Annotated in this window: 15 protein-coding genes; 10 read left to right on the forward strand and 5 right to left on the reverse strand. The window is 37.6% G+C overall.

All coding sequences use genetic code 11. From position 1 onward, the window contains the following. Positions 1-33 precede the first annotated feature (33 nt). The 6 genes from lgt to V7Q04_RS02285 all read left to right on the forward strand — a co-directional run bounded on the left by lgt (position 34) and on the right by V7Q04_RS02285 (position 9,052). Positions 34-852, forward strand: a complete 819-nt coding sequence (lgt, locus tag V7Q04_RS02260) for a prolipoprotein diacylglyceryl transferase (protein WP_333803293.1) — start codon at positions 34-36, stop codon at positions 850-852. A gap of 189 nt (positions 853-1,041) precedes the next feature. Beyond that, positions 1,042-1,824: a fumarate reductase cytochrome b subunit gene (locus tag V7Q04_RS02265; protein ID WP_333803294.1), complete on the forward strand. Its 783-nt coding sequence runs from the start codon at positions 1,042-1,044 to the stop codon at positions 1,822-1,824. Between the two features lie 2 nt (positions 1,825-1,826). Continuing rightward, entirely contained in the window at positions 1,827-3,812 is a 1,986-nt protein-coding gene (locus tag V7Q04_RS02270) for a fumarate reductase flavoprotein subunit (RefSeq protein WP_333803295.1), read from the forward strand. After that, the gene (locus V7Q04_RS02275) at positions 3,809-4,528 is read left to right on the forward strand and encodes a fumarate reductase iron-sulfur subunit (RefSeq protein WP_333803296.1); all 720 of its coding nucleotides are present in this window, start codon (positions 3,809-3,811) and stop codon (positions 4,526-4,528) included. Before V7Q04_RS02270 ends, V7Q04_RS02275 begins: the two co-directional genes overlap by 4 nt. Positions 4,529-4,658: 130 nt before the next feature. Continuing rightward, the gene (locus V7Q04_RS02280) at positions 4,659-7,031 is read left to right on the forward strand and encodes a dynamin family protein (protein WP_333803297.1); all 2,373 of its coding nucleotides are present in this window, start codon (positions 4,659-4,661) and stop codon (positions 7,029-7,031) included. Continuing rightward, the gene (locus V7Q04_RS02285) at positions 7,028-9,052 is read left to right on the forward strand and encodes a dynamin family protein (RefSeq protein WP_333803298.1); all 2,025 of its coding nucleotides are present in this window, start codon (positions 7,028-7,030) and stop codon (positions 9,050-9,052) included. The genes V7Q04_RS02280 and V7Q04_RS02285 overlap by 4 nt, the downstream gene beginning before the upstream one ends. Before the next feature lie 13 nt (positions 9,053-9,065). Here the strand turns inward: V7Q04_RS02285 and V7Q04_RS02290 are convergent, their stop codons facing one another. Genes V7Q04_RS02290 through panB form a run of 3 tightly spaced genes read right to left on the reverse strand, consistent with a single transcriptional unit; the run spans position 9,066 to position 11,919 of the window. After that, a complete protein-coding gene (locus V7Q04_RS02290; protein WP_333803299.1) occupies positions 9,066-10,106 on the reverse strand; it encodes an AI-2E family transporter in 1,041 nt (346 codons plus the stop codon). Further along, a complete protein-coding gene (gene ruvB, locus V7Q04_RS02295) occupies positions 10,103-11,125 on the reverse strand; it encodes a Holliday junction branch migration DNA helicase RuvB (protein ID WP_333803300.1) in 1,023 nt (340 codons plus the stop codon). Before ruvB ends, V7Q04_RS02290 begins: the two co-directional genes overlap by 4 nt. Before the next feature lie 5 nt (positions 11,126-11,130). Next, a complete protein-coding gene (gene panB, locus V7Q04_RS02300; protein ID WP_333803301.1) occupies positions 11,131-11,919 on the reverse strand; it encodes a 3-methyl-2-oxobutanoate hydroxymethyltransferase in 789 nt (262 codons plus the stop codon). Between the two features lie 89 nt (positions 11,920-12,008). Between panB and V7Q04_RS02305 the strand changes: the two genes are divergently transcribed. After that, positions 12,009-12,419, forward strand: coding sequence for an Hpt domain-containing protein (locus tag V7Q04_RS02305; RefSeq protein ID WP_333803302.1), 411 nt, complete (start codon positions 12,009-12,011; stop codon positions 12,417-12,419). Next, positions 12,416-13,156 carry a tryptophan synthase subunit alpha gene (gene trpA, locus V7Q04_RS02310; protein WP_333803303.1) on the forward strand — a complete coding sequence of 247 codons (741 nt, stop codon included), beginning with the start codon at positions 12,416-12,418 and terminating at the stop codon, positions 13,154-13,156. The genes V7Q04_RS02305 and trpA overlap by 4 nt, the downstream gene beginning before the upstream one ends. Positions 13,157-13,178: 22 nt before the next feature. Here trpA and V7Q04_RS02315 read toward each other — a convergent pair whose 3' ends face one another. Both V7Q04_RS02315 and V7Q04_RS02320 read right to left on the reverse strand, forming a co-directional pair. Further along, positions 13,179-13,781: an MlaC/ttg2D family ABC transporter substrate-binding protein gene (locus V7Q04_RS02315; protein WP_333803304.1), complete on the reverse strand. Its 603-nt coding sequence runs from the start codon at positions 13,779-13,781 to the stop codon at positions 13,179-13,181. Positions 13,782-13,785: 4 nt separating this feature from the next. After that, positions 13,786-14,532: an MlaA family lipoprotein gene (locus V7Q04_RS02320; RefSeq protein ID WP_333803305.1), complete on the reverse strand. Its 747-nt coding sequence runs from the start codon at positions 14,530-14,532 to the stop codon at positions 13,786-13,788. 224 nt (positions 14,533-14,756) lie between these two features. On the opposite strand from V7Q04_RS02320, the gene rpsB reads away from it, so the two are divergent. Both rpsB and tsf read left to right on the forward strand, forming a co-directional pair. Then, positions 14,757-15,548 (forward strand): 30S ribosomal protein S2, encoded by a 792-nt coding sequence (gene rpsB, locus V7Q04_RS02325; RefSeq protein ID WP_333803306.1) that lies wholly within the window; start codon positions 14,757-14,759, stop codon positions 15,546-15,548. Further along, complete coding sequence (tsf, locus tag V7Q04_RS02330; RefSeq protein ID WP_333803307.1) at positions 15,548-16,615, forward strand: translation elongation factor Ts; 1,068 nt, start codon at positions 15,548-15,550, stop codon at positions 16,613-16,615. Before rpsB ends, tsf begins: the two co-directional genes overlap by 1 nt. The last annotated feature ends 7 nt before the right edge of the window (positions 16,616-16,622 follow it).

The raw sequence follows: 16,622 nt of genomic DNA on the forward strand, positions 1-16,622 counted from the left end.
AGTAAAATATTTTTTTATCATGTAAGGATTTTGATGCAATTTTGGAATAATATTTACAGTCACTTTGACCCTGTCGCTTTTAAATTAGGACCTGTCGCTGTACATTGGTATGGGCTTATGTATATGCTTGCTCTTCTTGGAGCGCTTTATGCTGCAAAATGGTTTGTTAAACGAGATAATCTTGGTTTTACCAATCAAATTTTAGAGAGCTATTTTATTTGGATTGAAATCGGTATTGTTTTAGGTGCACGCATTGGATACATTCTCTTTTACGATCCGCATGTAGATTATTACCTCTCCAATCCGTGGCAGATGTTTAATCCCTTTATAGACGGCACATTTGTAGGCATTCGTGGTATGAGTTATCATGGTGCGATTGTGGGATTTTTCTTAGGAACATGGTTCTTTTACCTCAAACATAAAATCAATGTCTGGAGACTTCTAGATGTTGTCGCCATAAGTGTTCCTGTGGGTTACATTTTCGGTCGCATTGGTAACTTTCTCAATCAAGAACTCTTCGGTCGCCCAACGGATGTGATCTGGGGTATTTATGTCGATGGTGTTCTTCGCCATCCTTCGCAACTCTATGAAGCACTCTTAGAGGGATTGATGGTTTTTGTGGTACTTTATTTTTACCGAAACTTTAAAAAATACGATGGCGAACTTATCGCACTTTATGGGTTTTTCTACTCTTTAGGACGCTTTATTGCAGAGTTTTGGAGAGAACCAGACTTTCAAATCGGATTTGTTTATGGAGAGTGGATGAGCAAAGGACAAGCGCTTTCTATTCTGATGATCATTGCTTCTTTACTTCTTTACAGCTTCATTATTAGACGAGGGAAAAGGGGATAAAAAAATCCCTTTTAAATCCCCTTTCGTATATTATAATTTCAGGTAATATGTACAAACTAGCATAGTTATGATGTGTTTAAACTTTTTAAAAACAGCCTTTTTAAGGGGTTTTTGTTAGAGATTGACATTCATAAGTGTGTTATTTGCACATTTATGAGTGTTTATAAAACTTCACAAAAAGGATAAAATGTGAGTGACCTACTTGAAGGTTTTCTAGGTACGAGCGTTGAGGGAAAAAAGAGTAGAGTTCCTGCGAAATTGGACTATGTTCAAAGTGCGACAGGACTATTCTTAGGTTTGTTTATGTGGGGACATATGTTCTTTGTATCAACTATTTTGATCAGCAAAGACTTTATGTACACAATAACAAAAATGTTTGAAGGTAGTTTGTTCTTAAGTGAACCACAACCTTGGATCGTTTCAGGAATCGTATTGTTTGTATTCGCGGTCTTTATTGTACATGCAATGCTCGGAATGAGAAAATTGCCTATTACATTTAGACAGTATCAAGCATACAAAACACACATGGGCATGATGAAACACGATGATACAACAATGTGGTTTACACAAGCGTTCACCGGTTTTGCAATGTTCTTCCTTGGTTCTGCTCACCTCTTTACTATGGCGGTTCAAGCAGACAAAATCGGACCATTTGGTTCAGCAGATAGAATGTACAGCGAATTTATGTGGCCATTTTATCTTCTTCTTCTTCTAGCAGTAGAGTTCCACGGTGGTATTGGTCTTTATCGTCTCTGTGTAAAATGGGGTTGGTTTGAAGGCGAACACGCTAAAGATTCTCGTAAAAATCTTAAAAAAGTTAAATGGGCTGTAACTGTATTTTTCTTAGCACTTGGTCTTTTAACACTTGCTGCATATGTTAAAATCGGATACGAGCACAGAAACAATGTCGGTGAAGCGTATAAACCAACGGCACAATTAGAAGCAAGATATGATGTGAAGGTTAGGGCGTAAAAATGAACGTAAAATATTGTGATGCACTGGTAATCGGTGGTGGTTTAGCGGGTCTTAGAGCGGCGATTGCTACGCAATCTCGTGGTCTTAGTACAACAGTTTTAAGTCTTTGTCCAGTTAAGAGATCTCACTCTGCTGCGGCACAAGGTGGTATGCAAGCAAGTCTTGGTAACTCAAAAATGAGTCGTGGTGACAACGAAGATGTTCACTTTGCCGATACTGTAAAAGGTAGTGACTGGGGCTGTGACCAAGAAGTTGCACGTATGTTCGTTACCGTTGCACCTAAAGCTATCCGTGAGTTAGCAGGTTGGGGCGTGCCTTGGACGAGAATTGCTCAAGGTAGCAGAGAAGCGATCATCAATGCTGAGAGAACAACGATCGTTGAAGATGCAGAAGTACACGGTTATATCCACTCTCGTGACTTTGGTGGTACTAAAAAATGGAGAACCTGTTATACAGCGGATGCTACAGGTCATACTATGCTTTTTGGTGTTGCTAACGAAGCGTTAAAACACAATGTCAATATTGAAGATAGAAAAGAAGCGATTGCGCTTATTCATGAAAACAACCGTTGTTACGGTGCGATTGTAAGAGATCTTGTAACTGGTGAGCTTTGGGCTTACGTTGCTAAAGGTACTTTGATCGCAACGGGAGGTTACGGTAGACTTTATAAACAAACTACCAATGCAGTTATCTGTGATGGTATCGGTGCTGCTATTGCTCTTGAGACTGGTGTTGCGACACTTGGTAACATGGAAGCAGTACAATTCCACCCAACTCCAATCGTTCCATCAGGTATTCTTTTAACTGAGGGTTGTAGAGGTGATGGTGGTCTATTACGTGACGTTGATGGTCATAGATTTATGCCAGATTACGAACCAGAGAAAAAAGAACTTGCAAGTCGTGACGTTGTAAGTCGTCGTATGATGGAACACATCCGTAAAGGTAAAGGTGTTAAATCTCCATATGGTGAGCACTTGTGGTTAGATATCTCTATTCTTGGTCGTGCACACATTGAGAGAAACTTAAGAGATGTACAAGAAATTTGTCAAATCTTTAACGGTATCGATCCTGCGGATGAAGGTCCAAAAGGTTGGGCACCAGTTCTTCCAATGCAACACTACTCAATGGGTGGTATTAGAACAAAACCAACCGGTGAGTCTCCAACTCTTGCAGGTCTTTTCTCTGCGGGTGAAGCTGCTTGTTGGGATATGCACGGATTTAACCGTCTTGGCGGTAACTCTGTAAGTGAGACTGTTGTTGCGGGTATGATCGTTGGTGATTATTTTGCTGATTTCTGTTTAGCAAATGAAGTCAATGTTAATACAGCAACAATTGAAAAATCACTTAAAAAACAAAAAGATTTTATTGACCACTTGTTAACCAATAAAGGTAAACACAACATCTTTGAAATCAAAAATAGAATGAGAGAAATTATGTGGGAAAAAGTTGCGATTTTCCGTGATGGCAAAGGTCTTGCTGAAGCGGTTAATGAACTTGAAGAACTTCTCAAAAAATCTCACGATGTTAATGTTAAATCTAAAACAGCATCTGCTAACCCAGAACTTGAAGAAGCATACCGTGTTCCTATGATGCTTAAACTTGCTCTTTGTGTAGCTATGGGTGCACGTGAGAGAACAGAGAGTCGTGGTGCACACTACCGTGAAGACTTCTTGAAACGTGACGATGCTAACTGGTTGAAACGTACTCTTACTTCATGGAAAGAGGGTTCTACCCTTCCAACGGTAAGTTATGAAGATCTAGACATTATGAAAATGGAAATTCCACCAGCATTCCGTGGATATGGCGCAAAAGGTATGATTATTGAAAATGATCTCAGCCTTAAACGTCAAGAAGAGGTGGATAAACTTCGTGAAGAGATGGAAGCAGCAGGCAAAGACAGACATGTAATTCAAGATGCGCTTATGCCATTTGAGCTTCAACCTTACTATAAAGCTAAAAATGAGAGATTTGGAGATGCAAAATGAGTAGAACTATTACCATAAGGGCTATGAAATATAACCCACAATCAAAACTTTCCAAAGCGCACTTTGCAGAGTACAAACTTGAAGAAACTGATGGTATGACACTCTTTATCGCGCTTACGAAAATTCGCGAAACAATGGATGCTGACCTTTCTTTCGACTTTGTATGCCGTGCAGGTATCTGTGGAAGTTGTGGTATGATGGTTAATGGTAAACCTGCGCTTGCATGTAGAACATTGACAAAAAATTTCCCAGGCGGTGTTATTCAGTTAATGCCAATGCCTGCATTTAAGTTACTAAAAGACCTTTCTGTTGATACAGGTAACTGGATGAATGGTATGAGTAAACGTGTTGAGAGTTGGATTCACACCAATCACACTGTTGACATTTCTAAACTTGAAGCACCAATGGAGCCAAAACTCGCTGATGAGACTTTTGAGCTTGATCGTTGTATTGAGTGTGGTATCTGTGTTGCAGCATGTGGTACAAAATTGATGAGACCAAACTTTATTGGTGCTGTTGGTTTGAACCGTGTTGCTCGTTTTGCAATGGATCCACATGATAACAGAACTGACGAGGACTTCTATGAACTCGTTGGTGATGATGATGGAATTTTTGGATGTATGAGTCTCGTTGCGTGCGAAGACAACTGTCCAAAACACTTACCACTTCAATCAAAAATTGCTTATATGAGAAGAAAGCTAGTCGCTCTCAAATAAGTTTGCCTTCAAAAAAAGGGATAAGATACTTGTCTTATCCCTTGCCTTAATCTTGATATTTAGTCTTACATTTTTGTTTCTCTTATAAGAAATACTGATATAATCAAAAAAACTTTAAAGATAGTATCTCATGCATATCATCAATGATTTTTTCTTACTCATCTGGAGTGAGAGGTTAAACAAGCACGCTGTTTTCGACGAAAAACATAAAACCTTGCTCGATCAAACCCTATCAACTGCTTTTGATAATTTTTGCGATGGTTCAGCCATCTTACTTATCATAAGTCCTCAAAATTTTGCCAATATGGCAAGCCTTGAAGAACCTAAAACTGTTTTAAAAACACTTTTTCAGCAATCAACCTTTAGTAAAGAAACTATACAATATGCTCAAAGCCAACTGCTTGGTTATATCGTAACACTCGGCAATTTACAGATAAATCATGCGATTCTTAAACGACTAGAACTCTTAAAAAGAGAGGGGATTCTCACCTACGATGCCCTGCGTTCATTGAGTAGCATTATTACCCTTATTGAAGAGAAAAAAATAGAAGTTGCCTCATTGCAGGTAAAAAGTGCAACTACACAAGAGAACTATTATAAAACCGCACTTCATTTACTTTTAACGGCCATTGATAACCTCAAACAAGCTGTTGAATCTCCACGTTTGAGCGAACGTTTAAGTATTATTCCCGAACGTTTAGAAAATCAACGTTTTTCCATTGGTATTACGGGTGTTATGAATGCGGGTAAATCTACCATGCTCAATGCTCTTTTAGGGCAAGAGGTTTTAGGCACGTCCGTCGTACCAGAAACGGCTAACCTAACGCTCATCAAATACGCCAAAAATCCATATGCTATTGTGAATTTTTGGAATACCAAAGAGTGGAGCAAAATCGAAGAAGGTGCTCAGAGCCTTAAGAGTTTAGAAACATTTGTAAAAGAGAGTAAAGACCATTTTGGTGAGCAGTTTAATACATTGGTAACACCTAAGGGTGAGAGCCAATCGATTGATGTGAATGATTTAGCCCTGTACACTTCTGCTAAGCATTCGGATAAAAAATGCAATCTTATCAAAAGTGTTGAACTCTATACCGACCTTAAATTTGTTCAAGATGGTGTCCAGATCGTTGATACCCCAGGTCTTGATGATCCTGTTGTGCAACGTGAAGAGATCACATTAGAATACCTTAGCGAATGCGATTTGATGATTCACCTGATGAATGCGGCACAAGCGGCAACCCAAAAAGACATTGATTTTATTATTGATGCCCTTTTATACCGCAATGTAGCACGTTTGTTGATTGTCATTACCCGCATTGATGCAATTAAAGAAAAAGAGCTCCAAGAGGTTATCGCCTATACTAAACGAAGTATTGAAGCGCGATTGAAAGAGCAAAACAAGAGTGCAAAACTGGATGAAATCATCGCTAAAATTGTTTTTATCCCCATTGCTGGAAAACTGGCGTTGATGCATAAATTGGGTCAAGAAAAAGAAGCATTAGCACTTGGTTACGACATGCAACGCACAGGTTTACCATTGGTTGAAGCGTACCTTGAAGATGTCCTTTTTGGAAGTAATAGCCAAAAAGCCAATCTTATTATCTCTGCAAACGCTAAAGAGATTGAATCCGTCATTAACGAATCGATGGCATCGTTTGAGCAAGAGCTACATTTTTTAACTATCTCGAACGAAGAGATTGAACAAGCGTATGTCAAACACCAAGACGATAAAAAAGTAATGGTAAATTTCTTAGAGCAAATTAAAAACAGTGTTGCGCAAAGCAAAGAAGAGATGGAACACTATTTTATAACGCTTCAGAAATTTGCAAACAATCAGCTGGATAAACTCCAAAATGTTGTTAAACGACGTATTACGGACGATGTCAGTTATGAATTCAGTAAAAATAAAAAAGCGCCGAAGGAAGAGCGTATTGGCTCGATGATAGAGACAGCAATTAAAGATGGTATGGTTGATCTTATTCGCGATTACCGCTATGAATTTCAAAAAAAGATGCAAAACTCTTTAGAATATATGGATACAAAATACGGTGAATTTAAAAGCGATGTATCGGCAAACCATTTCGATGCAAAAGCGTTTTGTGAAGAGCATCTAGGTTCCTTGCTTGTTTTTAAAAACAGTACCATTGTTATTGCAGGTGCTAATGAAGCTATTAAAAAGTATGGAAAAAATGATTTGAGTGCACTTTCAACAGCACTCGATGCACTGTTTAGTGCTGAATTTTCGGGTATTAAAGAGATGTTAAATGACAAACTACTGAAAGTCAATCAAGAGCTTCTAGGTTCCTTTGTAACATTGTGTGAAACGCCTGCACGTCTTATTGAAGAGCGCTTTGCTGCAGAAGAAGAGTTGATTGAACGTGCAATGCGTCAAATGAAAGATCAAACCCTTAACCGAGAAGCGCGTATTTTGGAAATCAAAGAGAAAGAGCGCGTGATGGGCATAGTACTCAATGATTTAAGTGCGGCAAAGGAGTCAAAATGAGTCTTTTAGAGAATTTCGTAACTTCCTATAAAGAGTATTTTTTAAAGGTCGTACCTGAGTTTGACGCAACACTTTTAGGTGCTCTTAAAAAAGTACAATATGTGCTTCTTTGTGAAGAGCAACTTCCTTCCATTCAGCTCAAAAAAGCATTAGATCGTCTGCAAATTCGCTCAGAAGAACCGATGAAAGTAGCCATCACAGGACAATTTTCCAGTGGAAAATCTACATTTCTCAATGCACTTTTAGCCAAAAGTATTTTACCGACAGGTATTACTCCTGTAACATCTAAGGTAAACTATATTCGTTATGGTGAAGAGTTTAAAATCCGTGTGCGTTATAAAGATGGTAGGGATGAATACCATGATATTAGCAATATTGCCCATTTTACAGATCAGCGAGAACATGTCGAAGACATTGCCTACCTTGTGCTTTATGCACCGCTGAACATTCTTAAAGATGTAGTCTTTGTCGACACTCCTGGTCTTAATTCACAAGCTGCAACCGATACCCAAACAACTGAAAAAGTGCTCAAAGAAGTTGATGGTATTATTTGGCTGACACTTATCGACAATGCAGGCAAGATGAGTGAGCTTCAAGTTTTGGAAGAGTACCTTGGTAAGTATCAAAATAAATCGCTTTGTGTTTTAAATCAAAAAGATAAATTCACACCTGCTCAGGTTGAAGAGACAACCAACTATGTTAAGACAGCTTTTAAAGAGTTTTTTAGCGATGTCATTCCTATTTCGGCACGTCAAGCGTTAGAGTCTCGCAGTCACGACAAAAAAGTAATGATGGAAGAAAAGCTTGAAGAGTTTATGCATGATTTACATGTAAAGCTACAAAGTAGTGGTGAGAAGCTTGATTTTGCTGGGGTTGAGCATGATTTTAAAGCATACCAAAGCACACTGGATTTTATTTTGCAAAGTGACTTGGGTGCAAATCTCAAGCTTTTAGAAGAGTCAAACATCGACAAAGTTTTGGATTTCATTCGCCGAGAAATTCAGCCCAAATCAACACAATCCAAAGAGTTTGCCATCACCAAAGAGATTAACGAGATTGCTTCAAAATTAATCGCACAGCATCAGCTTTTTCTCTCCATTTACGATGAGCTTTTAGAAGAGATTATTCGTTTTGAAGCCGAAGCCAAAGGTCTTTTTACAGAGCTTAAAGGCAAGTTTTCCCATGATCTTAAAAGTGCCTTTATGCGAATAGAGCAAATTATTGAAACGATTGCTGATGCTATCTATAATCAAATAACAACAGTCAAACAGATACGTTTTGAAGTACAAAAAGCAGGTCTTTTTAGTAAGCAAGCTTCGTATGCACCCTTTGAATACCAAGCGCCTAAAATCAACTCGGATCTCATTTATAAAAGTCTTTTTTACGAAGAAAATTTGATTGGTAAAATGTTTAAGCAATACGTTCGTAATCTTGGTTCAATTCAAAATGAGGTGAATGAGAAAAACCGTTTGGTTTATCGCTCCTTAGAGCAAGGAATTTTAAAATGGCAAGCGCCGTACGAAGTCATTCGCAAAAGTGAAGAGCTTCACTCTGACATCGAGTTTGCTAACATGCGTCGTTTTGCTTCTAAGGCGTATGAGAGCATCTTAAAACCTTTTAACGACGAGATTGCAGATTCTTATGCCAAAATTAGCTCCGAATTTAACCATCTTTCCAGTGCGGTGAGTTTTAACTACCAAAATGCTACCGAAGTGTGCGTGGCTTTTTTAGAAAATAAAATCGAAAAATCGGTAAAACTTTATGAAGAAAATCCAACGAAATTCTCACTCTATGTACCGAAACTCGATGAGATCAAAGAGCGTCTTAGGACTTCGTTTCATCTCTATGAGCTTGAAAATATGATGAATACCCGAAACACATTTCTCAATAAGGATTATGACCGTCTGATTAGTCAATTTACAGCCATTAAAGAAGAAAAAGTTATATTTTTAGAAGAGCGTAAAGAGCGCCATAAGCGTATGATTGAAACAATAGAAGTACTTTTAAAAGAGGTTGGCTAAAAACGCCAACCTTTTACATATAATGTTTTGCTTTGAGCAGTTTATAGAGTTTTAAAATCGATAAAAAGAATGTTGTAATAGCAGGTCCAAGTATCATTCCCCAAAAGCCAAACGTTGTAAGTCCCGCAAAAATAGCAAAGAAAATCAAAAGTTCATTGACTTCAGTAGGTGTTTTGACCATTTTGTCATTGATATATTTAATGATAAGAGGTTTAATAAATGTATCGGCGATAATAGAGATCACCACAATCGAATAGGTCGCAATAATAATCGCTGTTGTCGTATTGCCGTGTGCTACTTCAATTGCACACAGTGGAATCCACATGAGTGCCCCTCCAACGATCGGAATGAGCGATGCAAAGCCATAAAAAATACCTAATAAAAGACCATCATAACCAAAATACATACCGATAATCGAAAAAAGTGCTCCTTGGAAAATGGCACTTAGTAATATAGAGTAGAAAACCACACTCATCACATTGGTCACTTCTGAAAAGACAAAGTTAACTTCTGTTGAATCAATAGGCATGACACTTTTGATATAGTCAATCATATCTTTACCGTTTAGTAATGCAAAAAAGAAGAACACAACGATAAGGAGCATATCTTTTAAAAATCCTGCACTGTTCTTACCTATAGAGCCAAGATAAGAAAGCGCGCTACTTGAAAGCTGAGCAATGTTAAGCGTGCTGATAAAGTCATTGAGAGGCGTTTGCATAAAAGCAAATGGTGTTGAAAGTTGGTAGTCAAGTGTGCGTAGGTAGGCTTGAACCCGTTCAATGATTGAAAAATCAAAATTATTGACAATACTCCCAACCGACGTAATGGTATAGACAATAGGCCCAAAGAGAAGGATCGATAAAAATACGGTAGATAAGACAGCCGCAAGGTGTCTATTCCTTGTTAAACTATAGAGCTTAAGATTGAGATTATACGTAGCCATTGCCAGCAATGATGCGATAGCAATAATCATTAAAAAAGGTTCATAAAGCTTAATAATGGAAAATAAAACTACCAAAAAAATAGCCGTTAAAAAGAAGCGATGTTCATTCATACATTGTCCTCAAAAAGTACATTTTGCAATGTTGGTGGGGTAAGCCTGAAAAGCTCGTAAGTCTTTGTTGTTGCAATGCGACCACGTGCAGTACGCTCAATGTAACTGTTCGCCAATAAATAGGGTTCAATCACATCTTCAATTGTCCCTTCATCTTCACTCAGTGCTGCACCAATAGTGCTAAGCCCCAAAGGTTTACCTTTACTTTGAAGTAAAAGCTCAAGGTATTTTATATCAAGCTCATCAAAACCAAGATCATTCACCCCGAGTTCATTAAGTCCATATTGCGCGCGTTCTTTATTGATCTGATCTTCATCTTCCACATCGGCATAATCACGAATACGTTTTAAAAGTCGTAAGGCGATACGAGGTGTTCCACGTGAACGTCTCGCCATTTCAGTGGCGGCATCTTGAAGACAAATTTTCTCAAGTTTATGGGATGCCTTTGTGATAATAAGGGCAAGTTCTTCTTTGGTGTAAAATTGTAAACGAAAGTGCATACCAAAACGATCACGCAGAGGGGAACTTATCATACCGGCACGCGTGGTTGCTCCAATGAGTGTAAAATGAGGTAGGTCAATCTTAATCGTTTGCGCCGCAGGACCAGAACCTATAATGATGTCAAGACGAAAATCTTCCATAGCAGGATAAAGAATTTCTTCTATCGCAGGTGAAAGCCTGTGAATCTCATCAATAAATAAAATATCGCCCTCTTGAAGATTGGTTAAAATGGCCGCCAAATCACCACTCTTTTCGATCATGGGTGCAGCAGTAATTTTCATATTAGCGCGCATTTCATTGGAAATAATATGCGCTAAAGTGGTTTTACCAAGACCTGGAGGTCCAAAAAAGAGAATATGATCTAAACATTCTGAACGTTTTTGCGCTGCTTGAATAAAGACTTGCAAGTTTTTTTTAATTTTTTCTTGCCCAATATAATCCTCAAAAGAGGACGGTCTTAAGCTTTTTTCATAGTCATTTTCAAACGTGATTTTTTCAATTTCAACGATGCGTTCCATTTCACTCACTTTGTGTAGGTATAAGGAGTTTCAGGAAAACTGCGTTCTTGCACCTCTTTAACATACATATCTACAGCATTTTGAACCAGTGTTGCACCTTCTAAATAACGCTTGACAAATTTAGGTTGAAAGGCTTGGAAAAAGCCTAGCATATCACTCCATACAAGAACTTGTCCATCGGTATATTTCCCAGCACCAATACCAATCGTAGGAATAGAAATCGACTCAGAGATGCGTTTTGCCGCTTCTTCAACAACGCCTTCAATGACTAAACTAAATGCACCCGCTTCTTCAACGGCTTTGGCATCTTCAATAAGTGTTAATATATCTTCCTCACTACGTCCACGTACTTTATAACCGCCTTCTGAGCGTACATATTGAGGCATTAATCCGATATGGCCCATGACAGCAATGGAATTTTGTGTAAGGGCTCTAATAATAGGAGCACGACTCACCCCACCTTCGATTTTTACCGCATGAGCATTGGTTTGGCTGTAAACAAGTGAAGCATTATGTAAAGCCATCTTTTCATCTGTATAGGTACCAAAAGGCATATCACAAACAATAAAAGTCTCTTTTGCCCCAGCGCACACTGCTTTCGTATGGTACAACATCACTTCCATAGAGGCAGAGAGTGTGTCAGGTTTGGCATTGAAACTCATATTGAGGCTATCGCCAACTAAGATAATGTCCACTCTTTGATCAAATAAAGAAGCAAAAAGTGCATCATAGGCTGTAATGACGGTAAGGGGCGTTTGTCCCTTGTGCTGTTTAATAGATGTAATTGTTTTCATGGAGGAATTATACCCTCTTTTTTTTACATCTAAGACAAGGATAATTTATAAAAAAAATGGTACAATGAGCAACTTCGGAGGTAAGCGACATGGGTGTTTTTGCGCAATTGGAAGTTGATTTTGACATCGAAATTGTAGGGGATTTTATCTCTCACTATGCCATTATGTGTGAAAATATGGAGCCTCTGATTATTGGGCTCAGTAAAAAAGAGCGTTATTCTGAAAACATCGGAGATCTTTTTCGTATTTTCCATAATATGAAATCAGCCGCAGGATTTTTAAAACTTGATCCTATCATTAAATTAGCGGTATTGTGTGAAGATATTGTTGAAGAAGCGCGTATGTTGCAAGGACCAGCAAGTGAAGATTTCATTGATTGGTTATTATTGGTCAGTGATCAGTTTGAAAAGTACCGCAAAGATGTTGAAAATGATGCGCCATTCTTTACGGTTTTAAATCCCTTAATTATTAAAGTACCTCATATGCTGGAGAAAGAGTGAAGCAATTAGTTGCCTATATTACGGCGGGTTTTCCCGATAAAATTTTTTCATTAGATTTAGTTTCTGCTTTAAAAGAAGCAGGTGTTGATAAGTTAGAACTTGGTATCCCATTTTCTGATCCTGTTGCAGATGGCCCTATTATTGAAGTTGCTAATTTACATGCACTACAGAACGGTTTTAAAATGGAGACCCTTTTTGAGATATCGTCTATCGTTGCTCCTAAAATTGAAACCTATTGGATGGGATATTTTAATCCTTTCTACCATAAAGGTGTAGAGACATTTGCACAAAAAGCAGTTGAGTATGGTGTTAAAGGTTTTATTATCCCTGATCTCCCTCATGAAGAGGCAGCACCCTATCTGCCTTTGATGGATCAGCATCATCTTTCTTTGATCAGTTTTGTTGCACCAACAGACAGTAAAGAGCGTATTGCAAAAGTTGTGAAAGATGCAAAAGGATTTATCTATCTTGTAGCCTATGCAGGTATTACCGGAGCTCATGCGAGTGAAGATCTCACAAAAACGATTCAAGCTATTAAAGAGCAAAGTACTACGCCATTGTTTGTAGGTTTTGGTGTCAATGAAAAGACTGCCAAAGAACGAGTAAAAGGTGTCGATGGTGTTATTGTCGGAAGTGCTTTTGTTGAAGTATTGCTCAATGAAAGTTTAAGTGGAACCGAGAAAATTGCTACGATTGCTCAAAAAGCAAAAACGATTAAAGAAAAAATTAACGTATAAATCCAAATAAAGAAACAGTAATCTACTGTTTCTTTGGTGTTGCCTCATCTGGCTGCTTGAGCTTTTCAAGCAATTTTTCAAAAGAATCTTTTGCCAAAATATCTGCAAACTGTGTACGATAGGTTTGAATAATACTTACACCTAAAATATCAACATCATAAATCATCCAACTGTTGTTCTTATCTTTGTAAAATTTATAAATAATCTCATATACTTCACTGTTTTTCATTAAATGAGTTGTTAAATGGATACGTGTATCTTTGATTTTTTCTAAATTTTTAATAACGATCTTCTCATCAGTGTAAAGATCAAGTTTTTCCATATACGATACTTTGAGCTTTTGCTCAAAGAGTTTTGTAAATTCTATTTGTTTAGAAGGAGGAAGTGCAGCCCATTGTTTTCCTCCAATAGCAAGTTGTGCCATTAGTGTATAATCAAAAATTGAATCAAAAATAACAAAAAGCTTCTCTGATTTTTCAATCTTTTGAATCTTTTTATCGCGTAAAATGGTTGTTGCAAGGTCTATATTGCTTTGCATAAACGTTGAGATATTTTCTTCTTCCACTGCAAGAAGAGGGTTAGAATATAAAAGTGCCAACATCGCTAAGGCAAGAATTCGTTTCATGGTTTTATTCACTTATGAGTTTATTTCTTCTTGACTCATAAAAATTACGCAAGAAGGGATAGAGTTCGATGGCATCTTTTTTAAAGTTGTCATATTCTTTTACATGTAAAGACGTCTTATTAACAGTATACAATGCTGTAACAGCAAGTGCTTCTTCTGAACTATCTAATAAATTTGCATCACGTGCTTTAATGTAGTTGATTGGATTAAGCCACATATCGCCTGCAAGTCCAGCAATATCGCGTACATTTGATGGACCAAATAAAGGTAGAACAACGTGAAAACCACTGCCAACACCATAATGTCCAAGTGTTTGACCCAAATCTTCATCGTGTGCTTTAATGCCTAATTCTTCGCCTGCTACATCTCTAAAGCCTAAAATACCCATCGTTGAGTTAAGTACAAAACGCTCTGTTTCTTCCCAACTATTGTGAAATTTTAATTGCAAGAGGTTATTCACTAAGCGAATAGGATAAAAAATATTCTCAAAAAAATTAGCAACTCCATTACGTGCCATTTGTGGCACAACATAGGCATAACCCTGTGCTGTTGGTCTTAAAAGATATTCGTAAAATTTATCGTTAAAACTGGTCATAATTTCGTTGTAGCCACTGAGTGGATCGAAAAGATTTTCATCTGTTTTTGAACTAAACTCAGCTTCAAAATCATCACTGCTATATGAAGTAGCTCCCATGTATTCTGCCGACGACAGTAAAGAAAGGCTTAATAAACAGGCTAGGATTAAACGCAAAATATCACCTCTATCTTTTAGATTTGCGCAATTATAGGATTTTTTTGATTTAAAGTAAATTAAAGCATTGTATCAGAACTTATTTTTAGATTAAAACAAGCTAAATTTAATCTTGTTTTGACTATAATCATCGTCCAAATCTCACACACACCAATCCTTTACGGTTGCAGTTTTACTGTTGATGGGTGTGGAGGCTAAACCAAAAAATACACAAGGAGCGCTTCATGGTAACCATGAAAGACCTATTAGAATGTGGTGTACACTTCGGACACCAAACAAGACGTTGGAATCCAAAGATGAAAAAATTCATCTTCGGTGAACGAAAAAATATCTACATTGTAGATTTACAAAAAACATTACGTTATTTTAGATACACGTACAATGTTGTTAAAGATGCAGCGGCAGAAGGCAAAACAATGCTTTTTGTTGGTACAAAAAAACAAGCAAGCCAAGCAGTTAAAGAATACGCAGAAAAATGCGGTATGCCATACGTTAACCACAGATGGTTAGGCGGAATGCTTACAAACTACCAAACAATCAGACAATCAATTCGTAAACTTGACATCATCGAGAAAATGGAAGAAGATGGACAAATTGACCTTCTTACAAAAAAAGAAGCGTTAATGCTTAGAAGAAAAAAAGAGAAACTTCTTGATTACCTTGGTGGTATCAGAAACATGAAAAACTTACCAGACATGATTTTTGTTATTGATACAGTAAAAGAGAAAATTGCTGTTCAAGAAGCAAGAAGACTTGGAATCACTGTTGTAGCTCCACTTGATACAAACTGTGATCCAGACGTTGTAGATCTTCCAATCCCAGGAAATGATGATGCAATCCGTTCAATTCAACTTTTCTGTAAAGAGATGTGTGAAGCGATGACAGAGGGTTATGAAATTCGTTCAAAAGATGCTCCTGTATCTGAAGAAGCAGCTGAGATTAGCGAAGACGAGAAGAAAGCATTGATTAGTGAAGTAGTAAGTGAAGAAGAATTTGCAACAGAGGCAGGCGAATAATGGCTGAGATTACCGCTGCTTTAGTAAAAGAATTACGTGAGTCCACTGGGGCTGGTATGATGGACTGCAAAAAAGCACTTGTCGATACCGATGGTGATTTTGAAGCGGCAAAAGACCTTTTAAGAGAAAAAGGCCTTGGTAAAGCAGCTAAGAAAGCTGACAGACTCGCAAGTGAAGGTTTGGTCAATGTTCATGTTGATGCTAACTTGAAAACGGCAACTGTAAGTGAGATTAATGCTGAAACTGACTTTGTTGCAAAAAATGAAGGCTTTATTAATTTAACAAAAGATACAACATCACACATTCAGTCAACCAGTGTTGAGACAGTTGAAGATTTGATGAAAACAACAATTAACGGAACTGTTTTTGAAGAATTTTTTGCTACAAAAGTTGCAACAATCGGAGAGAACTTAGTTGTAAGACGTTTTGCAACACTTAAAGCAGGCGCAAATGGTCTTGTTAATGGTTATGTTCACTCTAATGGTCGTGTCGGTGTTCTTATCGCTGCAAGTTGTGATAGTGAGCAAACTGCAGAAAAAGCAGGTGAGTTTATTAGAAATCTTTGTATGCATGCAGCAGCGATGAAACCTAGTTTTTTAAGCTATACTGAGCTTGATCCTGAGTTTGTTGAAAAAGAGACTATTGGTATTAAAGCAGACATTGAAAAAGAGAATGAGGAGTTAAAAAGACTTCAAAAACCTCTTAAGCGTATGCCATTGTTTGTTTCTCGCGTACAATTAACTGACGCTGTTTTAGAAAATGCTAAAAAAGAGATGGAAGCTGAACTTAAAGCACAGGGTAAACCTGAGCAAATCTGGGATAAAATCATTCCTGGACAGATTGATCGCTTCATCGCTGACAATACACAGCTTGATCAACAGTACACACTCTTAAGTCAATTCTATGTTATGGATGATAAAAAAACCATTGCACAAGTTATTGAAGAAAAAGCAAAAGAGCTTGGTGGTAAAATTGAGCTTGTAGGCTATGTTCGTTTTGAACTTGGCGAAGGCTTAGAGAAAAAAGCATGTGACTTCGCTAGCGAAGTTGCTGAGCAACTTAAATAAGTATTAA

Source organism: Sulfurospirillum sp., assembly GCF_036802865.1.
GTDB lineage: Bacteria > Campylobacterota > Campylobacteria > Campylobacterales > Sulfurospirillaceae > Sulfurospirillum.

Excerpts from the sequence above, each read along its gene's own strand:
- lgt (WP_333803293.1), top strand. The coding sequence starts at position 34 with ATGCAATTTTGGAATAATATTTACAGTCACTTTGACCCTGTCGCTTTT.
- V7Q04_RS02270 (WP_333803295.1), top strand. The coding sequence starts at position 1,827 with ATGAACGTAAAATATTGTGATGCACTGGTAATCGGTGGTGGTTTAGCG.
- V7Q04_RS02275 (WP_333803296.1), top strand. The coding sequence starts at position 3,809 with ATGAGTAGAACTATTACCATAAGGGCTATGAAATATAACCCACAATCA.
- V7Q04_RS02280 (WP_333803297.1), top strand. The coding sequence starts at position 4,659 with ATGCATATCATCAATGATTTTTTCTTACTCATCTGGAGTGAGAGGTTA.
- V7Q04_RS02285 (WP_333803298.1), top strand. The coding sequence starts at position 7,028 with ATGAGTCTTTTAGAGAATTTCGTAACTTCCTATAAAGAGTATTTTTTA.
- V7Q04_RS02290 (WP_333803299.1), bottom strand. The coding sequence starts at position 10,106 with ATGAATGAACATCGCTTCTTTTTAACGGCTATTTTTTTGGTAGTTTTA.
- ruvB (WP_333803300.1), bottom strand. The coding sequence starts at position 11,125 with ATGGAACGCATCGTTGAAATTGAAAAAATCACGTTTGAAAATGACTAT.
- panB (WP_333803301.1), bottom strand. The coding sequence starts at position 11,919 with ATGAAAACAATTACATCTATTAAACAGCACAAGGGACAAACGCCCCTT.
- V7Q04_RS02305 (WP_333803302.1), top strand. The coding sequence starts at position 12,009 with ATGGGTGTTTTTGCGCAATTGGAAGTTGATTTTGACATCGAAATTGTA.
- V7Q04_RS02315 (WP_333803304.1), bottom strand. The coding sequence starts at position 13,781 with ATGAAACGAATTCTTGCCTTAGCGATGTTGGCACTTTTATATTCTAAC.
- rpsB (WP_333803306.1), top strand. The coding sequence starts at position 14,757 with ATGGTAACCATGAAAGACCTATTAGAATGTGGTGTACACTTCGGACAC.
- tsf (WP_333803307.1), top strand. The coding sequence starts at position 15,548 with ATGGCTGAGATTACCGCTGCTTTAGTAAAAGAATTACGTGAGTCCACT.